Genomic DNA, 12,547 nt, shown 5'->3' with positions numbered 1-12,547 from the left:
GTTGTTTGCAGGCGCACTGCTTGTCTTGGCCGCCTGTCAAACAACAACTGAGAGCACGTCGCCGTCGAACCCGCCAGAAATCAAGCGGTCATCAAACGCGGGTCCAGGCGCCAATCCGGTCTCGGCCGGACAAGCTACGGCGTATTTCCGCGCGCTGTGTGGTCAGGCAGAATTGGGACGCAGTGCTTTGGAAGACGCAGCGGCGGCAAATGGATTTGTCCAGAACTCGAAAACAACGACATACTTTCATCAGAAACAAGATCTTTCGGTCAAACTGACCGATACTGCCTGCTCAATTGTGTTTGTGTCCAACGAAAATCCATCAACGGTCAATGGGACTTTTAACGCTTTGCAAAGCGACTTGGGTCCGATCAGCATCCGGGACGTGGGTGTACTCGGCGGCGAACACTACTTCAGCGCACGGATCAAAGTTTGAATGGGCGTGAGCCTACAACCAATACCTTAAGGGTCACCTGACCCATCAATGGTAAAAATAGGAGAACGCCAAATGGCAGTCCTCATCGACGAAAATACCAAAGTGATCTGTCAGGGCTTTACCGGCTCGCAGGGCACATTCCACTCTGAACAGGCCATCGCCTATGGCACCAAGATGGTTGGCGGTGTGACGCCGGGCAAAGGCGGGATGACCCACCTTGACCTGCCCGTGTTCAACTCGGTCCACGAAGCTAAGCATGTGACCGAGGCCAACGCATCGGTGATCTATGTTCCACCGCCCTTTGCGGCGGACTCGATCCTTGAGGCGATTGATGCCGAGATGGAAGTGATCGTCTGCATCACCGAAGGCATCCCGGTTCTGGACATGATGAAGGTGAAGCGCGCTCTGGAAGGCTCTAGCTCGCGCCTGATTGGCCCGAACTGCCCCGGTGTCATCACGCCCGACGCCTGCAAGATCGGCATCATGCCCGGCCACATCCACAAGCGCGGCTCGGTCGGCGTTGTGTCGCGTTCGGGCACCCTGACCTATGAGGCCGTCAAGCAGACCACTGATGTGGGTCTGGGCCAGTCCACCTGTGTGGGCATCGGCGGCGACCCGATCAAAGGCACCGAGCATATCGACGTGCTGGAATGGTTCCTGGCCGATGACGAAACCCATTCGATCATTATGATCGGTGAAATCGGTGGTTCCGCCGAAGAAGAAGCCGCGCAGTTCCTGGCGGATGAGGCCAAGAAGGGCCGTTCCAAACCCACGGCGGGTTTCATCGCTGGCCGCACAGCCCCTCCGGGCCGCCGCATGGGTCACGCGGGCGCGATTGTCGCCGGTGGCAAAGGCGGAGCCGAGGACAAGATCGAAGCCATGCGCTCGGCCGGTATCGTCGTGGCCGAAAGCCCCGCACAGCTGGGTGAGGCTGTGCTGGAAGCGATTGGGTAGACTGTGGCTTGGGGTTGCAAACTCCTGGTTGGTTTTGTGGCTGCCATTGCGGCAGCCGCAACCGTTCCCGCGGCAGCGAAAAACTCGGACTTGGCGTCGGAAACCACGGCTGCATGCCAGTCAACAACTGATTTGGAGGCCTTAGCCGACGCCCTAGTCAAGATCGGCTGGACACCTAGCCTGCCCGCCGATCTCGAAGAACGCGCAATTCGCTCATATGCAGCTACCTTTTTATACCACCATCTTGGCTTTAGCGATGTCCCTGACCCAAGAATTGCGAGTGCATGGGCACGGGCGCTCAAGAATGCTTCCGGAGCGCGGAATCTGAAACAGATAAAAGACTCTCAAAAGCAAGACCTGTGGTTTGTTCGAACACAAACCGGAAGCGTTTTGCGCGTCGATAGTTTTGAGAACGCGTCCTATAGCCAAGTGAGTTGCGTATTTGCATTCAAAGAAGAAGATTCACCAACTACGTTTCGGAAAATGCTTGGCGATTCAGATCGCGATCCTCAGACCCTTCCGCCGCTCTACCATCTTCGGCCTCAATCATCCGAAAGCGCCGGCCTCAAGCGAAGGCTAAATGGAGCGATACTCAATACCGAGCGGATTTCGACTGTTTCGGGGTCCGAAATTGACGTGGCATCCGTTTTCTTGACGTTCACATCGAAACAGCCAGAGGCCCCCGAATGACCTTCTCTGACGCCATCCGCACCTGTTTCGCCAAGTTCTTCACCTTCTCAGGGAGAGCCTCGCGGCCTGAATACTGGTTCTTTTTCCTGTTCATCGTGATCTGGAGCATCATCGCCGGGATCATCGATGCGCAGTTTTTCACACAGGTCGCCGTGAGCGAAACAGAAACGTCCAAATCTGTTTCCGTCACGTCCTCGCAGCCTGTGCAAAGCATCGTCAGCCTGATCGTCTTCTTCCCGCATCTGGCCGTCGCCTGGCGGCGGATGCATGATACCGGGCGCAGCGGGCTGTATGCGCTACTGCCGATCCTGCTGTTCTTTAGCGCCGGGGCCGTGATGGTCTTTGGCATCGGCCTCGCCTCGCATTTCCAGCATGGTGGCAATCTGGACATCCTGTTCACCCGTGCCACTTTGCTGATCGTCATTCCGACGCTTCTGATCCTGTTTGTGTCGCCCCTCCTGGTCCTATGGTGGCTGACCCGCCCCAGCCAGCCAGGCACCAACCAATACGGTCCCAATCCTTCAGAGGTCCCTCAATGAACCTGCTGAGCGTAAACTCTCTACAAGCGGCCCCTGTGGCCAGAAAGGCCATCTGACATGGTTTTGGTTTGCCATGAGCACAAATTCATCTATCTCAAGACGACGAAGACTGCGGGAACCTCTACCGAGATAGCGCTACAGCCTTTATGCGAAGAACCCGGTCTTCCGCGGCTTGAAAATGGGCAAATCCGCGTATCGAAATACGGTATTGTCGGTGCTCGTGGGAAAACTGCAGGTTTGGTCCGGCCAAAATGGCAGTTTTGGCGCAAATACGCATGGCGCAACCATATGCCTGCGAAACAGGTTCGAGCCAATCTTGGGGCAAAGACCTTTGATTCCTATACAAAGATCGCCAATGTGCGGAATCCTTTCGATCGTGCTGTATCCGACTACCACTTTCGGAAGCATCAGCAAGGATTGCCCTCAGAAGACCCGCAGACCGAAATTGCTCAGTTCAAAGAGTTCATCCGGTCAAAGGCCTGGGGCAATAACTGGGAGATAGTCTCGATCAACAACAAGCTGATCGTGGACAAGTTCGTCCGCAAGGAAAACCTGCAGTCAGATCTGAAAGAGATTTATCGCTCCTTTGGGCTGCCGGAAGACAGCTTTGAATTGCCGCACGAAAAGTCGATGGCCGAACGACGAAAAGGCATTCCAGTGCCCGATTATTTCGACGCAGATACGATAAACATCGTTCGACGAAGAATGGCCTGGGTATTCGAGGCCGGAAACTACCCCGAAGATCCGCAAAACTAAATCCTACCAAATCCGAAATCGCATTTGAGGTCCTACAATGACCGAACATTCGCCCAACTCTGCCTTCCACGCCTCAAGCTTTATGCAGGGGCATAATGCCGAATATCTGGAGCAGCTCTACGCCCAGTATACCAAGAACCCCGGCGCGGTGGATGCCGCCTGGGCCGAGTTCTTCAAGGCCATGGGCGACGCCTCGCCTGATGTCCAGCGCGAGGCCGAGGGACCTTCGTGGGCGCGGTCCGACTGGCCGCCGATGCCGACGGATGATCTGACCGGTGCGTTGACTGGCGAATGGGCCGAGATCGACGCCAAGGCGGCGGGCAAGAAGATCAAGGAAAAAGCCGCCGACAAAGGTGTTGCCGTCAGCGAAGACCAGATTAAACGCGCAGTTTTGGACAGTCTGCGGGCGCTGATGCTGATCCGGGCCTATCGTATTCGGGGTCATCTGGCCGCCGATCTGGACCCGTTGGGCATGCGGGCTGCCAGCACGCATCCGGAATTGGACCCCAAGACTTATGGGTTTACCGATGCCGATATGGATCGCCCGATCTTTATCGACAACGTGCTGGGCCTGCAGATGGCCAGCATGCGCCAGATCGTCGAGATCGTGAAACGCACCTATTGCGGCACCTTCGCGCTGCAATACATGCATATTTCGAACCCGGAAGAGGCTGCCTGGCTGAAGGAACGGATCGAAGGCTATGGCAAGGAAATCGCGTTCACCAAAGAGGGCCGCAAGGCCATCCTGAACAAGATGGTCGAGGCCGAAGGGTTCGAAAAGTTCCTGCACGTGAAATACATGGGCACCAAGCGCTTTGGTCTGGACGGCGGCGAAGCATTGATCCCCGCGATGGAACAGATCATCAAACGCGGCGGGGCCCTAGGCCTAAGCGATATTGTCATCGGCATGCCACACCGCGGACGTCTGAACATTCTAGCGAATGTAATGGCCAAGCCATACCGCGCCATCTTTAACGAATTCCAGGGGGGCAGCTTCAAGCCTGAGGACGTGGATGGCTCGGGCGATGTAAAATACCACCTAGGCGCCTCAAGCGACCGCGAATTTGACGGCAACAGCGTACACCTGTCATTGACCGCTAACCCAAGCCACCTTGAGGCGGTGAACCCTGTTGTTCTGGGCAAGGTCCGCGCCAAGCAGGATCAGTTGAACGACACCGACCGGACCAGAGTCATGGCCATTCTACTGCATGGCGATGCGGCCTTTGCCGGTCAGGGTGTCGTTGCCGAAGGATTCGGCCTGTCCGGCCTGCGCGGTCACAGGACCGGCGGCACCATGCATATCGTGGTGAACAACCAGATCGGCTTTACAACCGCACCGCATTTCTCGCGCTCCAGCCCTTATCCCACGGATATCGCACTGATGGTTGAAGCCCCGATCTTCCACGTGAATGGCGACGACCCCGAGGCGGTGGTACACGCAGCCAAGGTTGCGACCGAGTTTCGCCAGAAGTTCCACAAGGACGTGGTTCTGGATATATTCTGCTATCGCCGGTTCGGGCATAACGAGGGCGACGAGCCCATGTTCACCAACCCGATCATGTACAAGAAGATCAAGACCCATAAGACCACGCTGTCACTATACACGGAACGGCTGGTCAAGGACGGGTTGATCCCCGAAGGCGAGATCGAAGATATGAAAGCCGCCTTCCAGGCCCATCTAAATGATGAGTTCGAAGCCGGCAAAGACTATAAGCCCAACAAGGCCGACTGGCTGGACGGGCGTTGGGCGCATCTGGATAAGAACAAAGACGAATATGTTCGCGGCGATACTGCGATTGCACCAGAAACCCTGGCCGAGGTTGGCGCATCGCTAACCCGGGCCCCCGAGGGATTTGCACTCCATAAAACTGTCGGCCGCCTGCTGGACCACAAAAAGCAAATGTTCGAAACCGGCAAAGGCTTTGACTGGGCCACGGGTGAGGCGCTTGCCTTTGGATCATTGCTGACCGAAGGCTATCCAGTTCGCCTGTCGGGACAGGACGCGACGCGCGGTACGTTCAGCCAGCGCCATTCCGGCTTTATCAATCAGGAAACCGAAGAGCGGTACTATCCACTGAACAACATCCGGGCTGGTCAATCACAATATGAGGTGATCGACTCGATGCTGTCGGAATACGCGGTTCTGGGCTTTGAATACGGCTTTTCCCTGGCTGAACCCAACGCTCTGACCCTGTGGGAGGCGCAGTTCGGCGATTTCGCCAACGGTGCGCAGATCATGTTCGATCAGTTCATCAGCTCGGGCGAAAGCAAATGGCTGCGCATGTCCGGTCTGGTGACCCTGCTGCCGCACGGGTTCGAAGGGCAAGGGCCTGAACACTCGTCCTCGCGTCTGGAACGCTTTCTGCAGATGTGTGGTCAGGACAACTGGATCGTAGCCAACTGCACGACGCCTGCGAACTACTTCCATATCCTGCGCCGTCAGCTGCACAGAACCTTCCGCAAGCCTCTGATCCTGGTGACACCGAAATCGCTGCTGCGCCACAAGCTGGCGATCAGCACGGCCGAGGATTTCACCACCGGCTCCAGCTTCCACCGGGTGCTGTGGGACGACGCGCAAAAGGGTAACTCGGACACAACCCTGGTCAAGGATGACAAAATCAAGCGGGTCGTGATGTGTTCCGGCAAGGTCTATTTCGACCTGCTGGAAGAGCGTGACGCGCGCGGTATCGACGATGTCTATCTGATGCGGATCGAACAGTACTATCCGTTCCCCGCGCATTCGCTGATCAATGAACTGGAACGGTTCAAGGGAGCCGAAATCATCTGGTGTCAGGAAGAGCCCAAGAACCAGGGTGCATGGTCCTTTATCGAACCCAATATCGAATGGGTCCTGACCCGGATCGGCGCCAAACATACCCGCCCGGTCTATGTCGGCCGCGCCACCTCGGCCTCACCTGCGACAGGTCTGGCCAGCCAACATAAAGCCCAACAAGAAGCGCTGGTGAACGAAGCGCTGAGCATTGAAGGAAAGTAATGATGTCCATTGAAGTTCGTGTTCCCACGCTGGGCGAATCCGTTACCGAAGCCACCGTCGCCACCTGGTTCAAGAAGCCCGGTGACGCGGTCGCCGTCGATGAAATGCTGTGCGAGCTTGAGACCGATAAGGTCACGGTCGAGGTCCCCTCGCCAGCCGCTGGCGTGATGGGTGAGGTTGTCGCCGCCGAAGGCGAAACCGTTGGTGTTGATGCCCTGCTGGCGACAATCGTCGCCGGAGAAGGCGCCGCCCCGGCCCCAGCCGCCGCACCTGCGCCTGCCGCAGCACCGGCAGCCTCGGGCGGCAGCGTTGATGTGATGGTGCCCACGTTGGGCGAATCCGTGACCGAAGCGACGGTCTCGACCTGGTTCAAACAGGTCGGTGACAGCGTCGCACAGGACGAGATGCTGTGTGAGCTGGAAACCGACAAGGTCTCGGTCGAGGTTCCCGCTCCTGCGGCGGGTGTTCTGGCAGAAATCGTTGCCCCTGAAGGCGCAACTGTAGACGCCGCTGCCAAGCTGGCGGTGATCTCGGGTTCAGCAGCAGGGGCAGTAGCCGCTCCGGCAGCGGTTGCACCTGCAAGCGGAAGTGATTCCGTTGGCGGCAAAGATGTGGCCAATGCACCCTCGGCCGAAAAAGCCATGGCCCAGGCTGGCCTGTCCGCCGATCAGGTCACGGGAACCGGACGCGACGGACGTATCATGAAGGAAGATGTGGCCAAGGCAGTCGCGGCCCCAGCGCCCGCTGTCGCGGCACCCGCACCTGCGATCCAGGCGCCACGCGCACCCGTTGCTGCACAGGATGCCAGCCGCGAGGAACGTGTGCGCATGACACGCCTGCGCCAGACCATCGCCAAACGCCTGAAAGACAGCCAGAACACCGCCGCCATGCTGACCACCTATAATGAGGTGGACATGACCGAGGTGATGGCCCTGCGAAACCAGTACAAAGACCAGTTCGAGAAGAAGCACGGCGTCCGTCTGGGCTTTATGTCCTTCTTCACCAAGGCCTGCTGTCATGCACTGAAAGAAGTGCCCGAAGTGAATGCCGAGATTGATGGCACCGACATAGTCTATAAGAACTTTGTGCATATGGGTGTCGCCGCAGGCACGCCGACCGGTCTTGTTGTTCCGGTCATCCGTGATGCGGATTCGATGTCATTTGCCGCGATCGAAAAGGCCATCGCCGAAAAGGGCAGGCGCGCCCGTGACGGCAAGCTGAGCATGGAAGAAATGCAGGGCGGCACGTTCACCATCTCGAACGGCGGCGTCTATGGCTCGCTGATGTCCTCGCCGATCCTGAACCCGCCGCAGTCGGGTATTCTTGGTATGCACAAGATTCAGGACCGTCCCATGGCCATCAACGGTGAGGTCAAGATCCGCCCGATGATGTATCTGGCTCTGTCCTATGACCACCGGATCGTGGACGGCAAAGGTGCTGTGACCTTCCTAGTGCGCGTGAAAGAGGCGCTGGAAGACCCACGTCGTCTGCTGATGGATCTATAACCATGGCAACTCATGTTCTCTGGCAGGCTGACGTTGCCGATTTCGATGTCTGGTTAAAGGTGTTTCGCGAAGACAAGCCAATGCGGGAGGCCGCGGGTATCCGCGACCTCCACATCTGGAAAGACCCCGATCAGCGTGATCATGCGGTTGCAATGTTTGAGGTGGTTGATCTTGAAAAGGCCCTGAGTTTCTTTGATTCCGAGGAATTGGCCATGCATCACGAACGCGGCGGGATCGCGCATATTCAGGTGAAGCTTCTGACGCCAGTTTAAACCGATTTATCGCATCCGTTCCTAGTGCGAGGAAACAAGCTGAATGACCACGGAATTGACCGTCTTGTCGCTGGCAGCCCTTCTTTGGGTCGCTCAATTTGTCGCCTATTTGATCTCTGGCCACGGCAAGGTCGATGTGCTGCACGCGTTGGGGCCACGTGATACCCCGTTTGACAAACCTGCTGCAATGGGACGATTGCACCGGGCGCTTAGCAACCATTCCGAAGGGTTGGTTTTGTTCGCTATCGCATCTTTGGTCATTACGGCCTCGGGGCAATCCAGCGCTTTTACTGCCGCCTGTAGTTGGGTCTACCTGATCGCACGCGCTTCCTATGTTCCGGCCTATGCATTTGGCTGGACACCATGGCGTACGGTGATCTGGATGATCGGGCTGCTGGCGACCACTGCAATGCTGTTGGCAGCTGTGTTTTGATTCGAGCTGCCGCATAGATTATTCAATGGGGGTGCATTGCGCAGACAAGCGTATCCGACCCCACCAAATACAAGGACCGGACAAATGGCAAACTATGACGTCATCGTAATCGGAGCAGGCCCCGGCGGCTATGTCTGCGCCATCCGCTGCGCGCAGCTGGGGTTGAAAACCGCCGTGGTCGAAGGGCGTGAGACGCTGGGCGGCACCTGCCTGAACGTGGGCTGCATCCCGTCTAAGGCGTTGCTGCATGCCAGCCATCAGCTGCACGAGGCCGAGCATAACTTTGCCAAGATGGGCCTCAAGGGCAAAAGCCCTTCGGTCGATTGGAAGCAGATGCAGGCCTATAAGGACGAAGTCATTGACGGCAACACCAAGGGCATCGAATTCCTGTTCAAGAAGAACAAGATCGACTGGCTGAAAGGCTGGGGTTCGATCCCGGCCGCTGGGCAGGTCAAGGTGGGTGACGAGGTGCATGAAGCCAAGAACATCATCATCGCGTCCGGGTCCGAGCCATCCGCGCTGCCCGGTGTCGAAGTGGACGAAAAGGTTGTCGTGACCTCGACCGGTGCGTTGGCGCTGGGAAAAATCCCGAAAAAAATGGTCGTCATCGGCGCAGGTGTGATCGGGCTTGAACTGGGCTCGGTCTACAGCCGTCTGGGCGCCGAAGTGACAGTTATCGAATTCCTCAAGGAAATCACCCCGGGCATGGACCCTGAGGTTCAGAAAACCTTCCAGCGCATCCTCAAGAAACAGGGCCTGAACTTTGTCATGGGTGCTGCGGTGCAAAAGACCGAAGCCACCAAGACCAAGGCCAAGGTAACTTATAAGCTGCTGAAGGATGACAGCGAGCATGTGATTGACGCCGATACCGTCCTTGTCGCTACTGGGCGCAAACCGTTCTCGGATGGTTTGGGGCTGGACGCTTTGGGTGTTGAAATGACACCCCGCGGTCAGATCAAGGTAGGCGCCGATTGGCAGACCAACGTCCCCGGCATCTACGCCATCGGCGACGTGACCGAAGGCCCGATGCTGGCGCATAAGGCCGAAGACGAAGGCATGGCCGCTGCCGAACAGATTGCGGGCAAGCATGGGCATGTGAACTATGGCGTCATTCCGGGCGTGATCTACACCTGGCCCGAGGTCGCCAATGTCGGCGAGACCGAGGCGACGCTCAAGGAACAGGGCCGTGCCTATAAGGTCGGAAAGTTCATGTTCATGGGCAATGGCCGCGCCAAGGCGAACTTTGCCTCGGATGGTTTCGTCAAGATTCTGGCAGACAAGGAAACCGACCGCATTCTGGGCGCGCATATCATTGGCCCGGCTGCGGGTGATTTGATTCACGAGGTCTGCGTGGCGATGGAATTCGGCGCCTCGGCCGAAGATCTGGCGCTGACCTGTCACGCGCATCCGACATATTCCGAAGCGGTGCGTGAGGCGGCCCTGGCCTGCGGTGACGGGCCAATTCACAGCTAAAAAAGGACCCCGGTGACTAGGTCGCCGGGGTCAACCATGCATCGAGATAGACCCTCAACCGGTCGGTAAAACCGGTCGAGGCGTGCAAGGCGCAGAACTTAAGGGACATGGCCTGAATGGCAAAGGCCTGAACACCTTCGGCCAACAGCTCGGTCGGAATGTCCTGTCGGACATCCGCAGCGTCAAGCCACATCATCACCACACGAAAGTAGCGCTCAAAGCAATATGCGATTGGTCCGATATCGGCGATAGCCGTCGCCCCCGAATATCTTATCAACAAGTCAAAGACATACCGTTCGGATGTCATGAAGCTGTGAACCGGCTGCAGGGCGGTCATGATATCATTCACCGATTTGGGCGCTGTCCCAGCCTCGGCCTGACCGAGGCAGGCATTCAGCCGATCTGCGATCAGAAGCTCCATCAAGGCATCCTTGTCGCGAAAATGCGCGAAGAACGTCCCTTTGGCGACGCCAGCGCTCTGGACGACCTCTTCTACCCTCAGCGCCTCGTATCCGCTGTTTTCAATGAGCGCCTCGGCAGCCGCCAAAAGCCGGGCCCGAGTTTTGAGAGTTCGTTTCTGGGGTGGTTTTTGCATATGGTTTGCTCGCATGTTTTCTGACCATGGTCAAATTTTTATTGACCGCGGTCATTTTCTGATTCTATAAGTGACCACGGTCATTTTCAGGAGAGCCCCATGCAACCGAAGAAAATACTCGTCCTCGACGGACACCCCGCCGATAGCAGCCTGTCGCGGACCTTTGCTGAAACTTATGCCGACGCCGCCCGAGGCAAGGGACATGACGTACGTCTAGTCCATCTGAGTGAGATGCAGTTCGACTTTGATTTTGGCCAGGGCAATTATCACGATTTCAAACCGCTAGAACCGGTTCTTGAGCAGGTATTGCAAGATTTCGAATGGAGCGAGCATCTGGTCTTGACCACACCAATGTGGTGGGGCGGATTGCCCGCAAAACTCAAAGGTCTGATCGACCGGATGTTCATCCCCGGACGCACCTTTGACACGCGAAACACCACTAAGATTGGATTGCCCGCCCCGATGCTGAGCGGACGCACCGCGCGCGTCATTCTGACATCAGATACGCCGGGTTGGTTCATGCGCCTGATCTATCGCCAGGCCCTGATCCGCCAGGTACGCGATCAGATATTGGGATTTGTTGGCTTCAAGCCGACCCGGTTCACCTATTTTGCCGGGGCAAGTTATCCCAAACCGGGTCACGTGGACCGCTGGGTCAGCAAGATCGCCAAGATCGGAGCCGCCGCGGCTTGAGGGCGTTTGCGTCACTATGCCCAGCCGAAACCACCGCCAAGGCGTTGGCGGACACAGGCGATCAGCGGATCACGTCAGGCCGGCAACCACCTCAGATGCTCGCTATTTGACCGAATGGCGACTGGCGGCATCTGCATCGGGCGCTTGGTAAGACGATGGGCGCCGTTTCTTTTTCAGAATACGCCACGCATCTCTGAACGGCAGGAAATAGAGCTTCATGCAGGTGTCCATCTCGTGACCCTTGTCCTTCTCGGTCACGCCGAATTTCACGTCCCTGTTATCCTCGGGCATGATGTAGGTGCCGAACAACACATCCCAGAACGGAAACATGAAGGCGAAGTTTTTGTCCAGATGGTCCGGGTGGCAACTGTGATGCACGTGGTGATGCGCAGGCGAAGGAAAAACTTTCGACCACACACCCGGCCAACGCAACCAGATATGGGAATGTCGCAGATTATAGCCTCCGACATTGAACAAGAACATCAGCACCGGCACGCCCAGCAATGCCGGCATGTTCGGCTGGTACCCTAACAGTCGAAACGCAAACCCGGTTACTGCGCCGGCACCAAACCCAATCGCAACATTGTAGAGGATATTGTCTATCGGATGTTCGCGAAAATTCGACAACGGGTGCATCACCTCGGCGCTGTGATGAACTTTGTGAAATTGCCACAACAGCGGGACCTTATGCTGCAGGTAATGGGCTGCGTAGCCGATGAAATCCATAATCAGGAATAGAATGAGCATGTAGGTGAAGGTAGCCAAAGCCCCCAACCAGCCAACCAAGGGCTCTGCCCGGGGTGAGTTATTGGGGTCAAGCCCACCGCTTGCCCATTGATAGGACAAGGCGGCTGATCCGGCCAGCAGACCCAATATCAGGAAATGCCCGATCAGTTTGTGGAAAAAGAAATAGCGGATATCGAGCCATGCAGAAGGATGGTTCCAGACCTTGCGGGGAAACAGGAACCCCAGAAAGCTGCTCTCTCCGTCTACATGTGACGCGTTTCTGCGCTTCACGGCATAGATGGCGAAGGCAATCAGCAGAGAACTGCCGACATAGACATAGAAAATCCGGTTCGTGGGATCCAAAGGAGACGTAAACACATAGCGGGCGTGGTTCAGAAAAGAATCCCAAACTGAACTAAGCTGCTCCATTGACGGCTCCTGTAACCTGTATTTGCCTCACGGTTCTCTACTTACCTATCC

General features: G+C 56.9%; 13 protein-coding genes. 11 read left to right on the top strand and 2 right to left on the bottom strand.

The genetic code is table 11. The features are described 5' to 3' along the window. The first annotated feature begins 187 nt into the window (after positions 1 to 187). The 10 genes from AC2FHW_RS06040 (at position 188) to lpdA (ending at position 10,053) form a co-directional block, all read left to right on the top strand. On the top strand, positions 188 to 436 hold the full coding sequence (locus AC2FHW_RS06040) for a hypothetical protein (RefSeq protein ID WP_281972548.1): 249 nt from the start codon (positions 188 to 190) through the stop codon (positions 434 to 436). A gap of 72 nt (positions 437 to 508) precedes the next feature. Next, a complete protein-coding gene (gene sucD / locus AC2FHW_RS06035; protein ID WP_109312903.1) occupies positions 509 to 1,390 on the top strand; it encodes a succinate--CoA ligase subunit alpha in 882 nt (293 codons plus the stop codon). Positions 1,391 to 1,426: 36 nt separating this feature from the next. Continuing rightward, entirely contained in the window at positions 1,427 to 2,080 is a 654-nt protein-coding gene (locus AC2FHW_RS06030) for a hypothetical protein (protein ID WP_496700904.1), read from the top strand. Beyond that, positions 2,077 to 2,619, top strand: coding sequence for a DUF805 domain-containing protein (locus AC2FHW_RS06025; RefSeq protein WP_496821607.1), 543 nt, complete (start codon positions 2,077 to 2,079; stop codon positions 2,617 to 2,619). Before AC2FHW_RS06030 ends, AC2FHW_RS06025 begins: the two co-directional genes overlap by 4 nt. A 57-nt stretch (positions 2,620 to 2,676) precedes the next feature. After that, complete coding sequence (locus AC2FHW_RS06020) at positions 2,677 to 3,375, top strand: sulfotransferase family 2 domain-containing protein (RefSeq protein ID WP_496821606.1); 699 nt, start codon at positions 2,677 to 2,679, stop codon at positions 3,373 to 3,375. A 37-nt stretch (positions 3,376 to 3,412) separates the two neighbouring features. Further along, a complete protein-coding gene (locus AC2FHW_RS06015; RefSeq protein ID WP_496688989.1) occupies positions 3,413 to 6,370 on the top strand; it encodes a 2-oxoglutarate dehydrogenase E1 component in 2,958 nt (985 codons plus the stop codon). A 2-nt stretch (positions 6,371 to 6,372) separates the two neighbouring features. Beyond that, entirely contained in the window at positions 6,373 to 7,875 is a 1,503-nt protein-coding gene (odhB, locus tag AC2FHW_RS06010) for a 2-oxoglutarate dehydrogenase complex dihydrolipoyllysine-residue succinyltransferase (protein WP_496693571.1), read from the top strand. A 2-nt stretch (positions 7,876 to 7,877) separates the two neighbouring features. Further along, complete coding sequence (locus AC2FHW_RS06005) at positions 7,878 to 8,147, top strand: hypothetical protein (RefSeq protein WP_142635953.1); 270 nt, start codon at positions 7,878 to 7,880, stop codon at positions 8,145 to 8,147. Between the two features lie 43 nt (positions 8,148 to 8,190). Further along, positions 8,191 to 8,580, top strand: coding sequence for an MAPEG family protein (locus tag AC2FHW_RS06000; protein WP_496700912.1), 390 nt, complete (start codon positions 8,191 to 8,193; stop codon positions 8,578 to 8,580). An 84-nt stretch (positions 8,581 to 8,664) separates the two neighbouring features. Further along, on the top strand, positions 8,665 to 10,053 hold the full coding sequence (gene lpdA, locus AC2FHW_RS05995) for a dihydrolipoyl dehydrogenase (RefSeq protein WP_142635460.1): 1,389 nt from the start codon (positions 8,665 to 8,667) through the stop codon (positions 10,051 to 10,053). A 16-nt stretch (positions 10,054 to 10,069) separates the two neighbouring features. On the opposite strand, the gene AC2FHW_RS05990 is transcribed toward lpdA, so the two are convergent. Beyond that, a complete protein-coding gene (locus AC2FHW_RS05990) occupies positions 10,070 to 10,648 on the bottom strand; it encodes a TetR/AcrR family transcriptional regulator (protein ID WP_271948447.1) in 579 nt (192 codons plus the stop codon). Between the two features lie 99 nt (positions 10,649 to 10,747). On the opposite strand from AC2FHW_RS05990, the gene AC2FHW_RS05985 reads away from it, so the two are divergent. Continuing rightward, entirely contained in the window at positions 10,748 to 11,341 is a 594-nt protein-coding gene (locus AC2FHW_RS05985) for an NAD(P)H-dependent oxidoreductase (protein WP_142635456.1), read from the top strand. A 102-nt stretch (positions 11,342 to 11,443) separates the two neighbouring features. On the opposite strand, the gene AC2FHW_RS05980 is transcribed toward AC2FHW_RS05985, so the two are convergent. Then, positions 11,444 to 12,496 carry a sterol desaturase family protein gene (locus tag AC2FHW_RS05980; RefSeq protein ID WP_142635454.1) on the bottom strand — a complete coding sequence of 351 codons (1,053 nt, stop codon included), beginning with the start codon at positions 12,494 to 12,496 and terminating at the stop codon, positions 11,444 to 11,446. Between the last annotated feature and the right edge of the window lie 51 nt (positions 12,497 to 12,547).

The organism is Ruegeria sp. YTSA108 (assembly GCF_059610185.1).
The sequence above is the reverse complement of the archived record's forward strand: the minus strand, read 5'-3'. Positions and strand labels throughout refer to the sequence as shown.

Coding starts and splice junctions, on each gene's coding strand:
- odhB (WP_496693571.1), top strand. CDS start 6,373: ATGTCCATTGAAGTTCGTGTTCCCACGCTGGGCGAATCCGTTACCGAA.
- lpdA (WP_142635460.1), top strand. CDS start 8,665: ATGGCAAACTATGACGTCATCGTAATCGGAGCAGGCCCCGGCGGCTAT.
- AC2FHW_RS06000 (WP_496700912.1), top strand. CDS start 8,191: ATGACCACGGAATTGACCGTCTTGTCGCTGGCAGCCCTTCTTTGGGTC.
- AC2FHW_RS06005 (WP_142635953.1), top strand. CDS start 7,878: ATGGCAACTCATGTTCTCTGGCAGGCTGACGTTGCCGATTTCGATGTC.
- AC2FHW_RS05985 (WP_142635456.1), top strand. CDS start 10,748: ATGCAACCGAAGAAAATACTCGTCCTCGACGGACACCCCGCCGATAGC.
- AC2FHW_RS05990 (WP_271948447.1), bottom strand. CDS start 10,648: ATGCAAAAACCACCCCAGAAACGAACTCTCAAAACTCGGGCCCGGCTT.
- sucD (WP_109312903.1), top strand. CDS start 509: ATGGCAGTCCTCATCGACGAAAATACCAAAGTGATCTGTCAGGGCTTT.
- AC2FHW_RS06025 (WP_496821607.1), top strand. CDS start 2,077: ATGACCTTCTCTGACGCCATCCGCACCTGTTTCGCCAAGTTCTTCACC.
- AC2FHW_RS06020 (WP_496821606.1), top strand. CDS start 2,677: ATGGTTTTGGTTTGCCATGAGCACAAATTCATCTATCTCAAGACGACG.
- AC2FHW_RS06015 (WP_496688989.1), top strand. CDS start 3,413: ATGACCGAACATTCGCCCAACTCTGCCTTCCACGCCTCAAGCTTTATG.
- AC2FHW_RS05980 (WP_142635454.1), bottom strand. CDS start 12,496: ATGGAGCAGCTTAGTTCAGTTTGGGATTCTTTTCTGAACCACGCCCGC.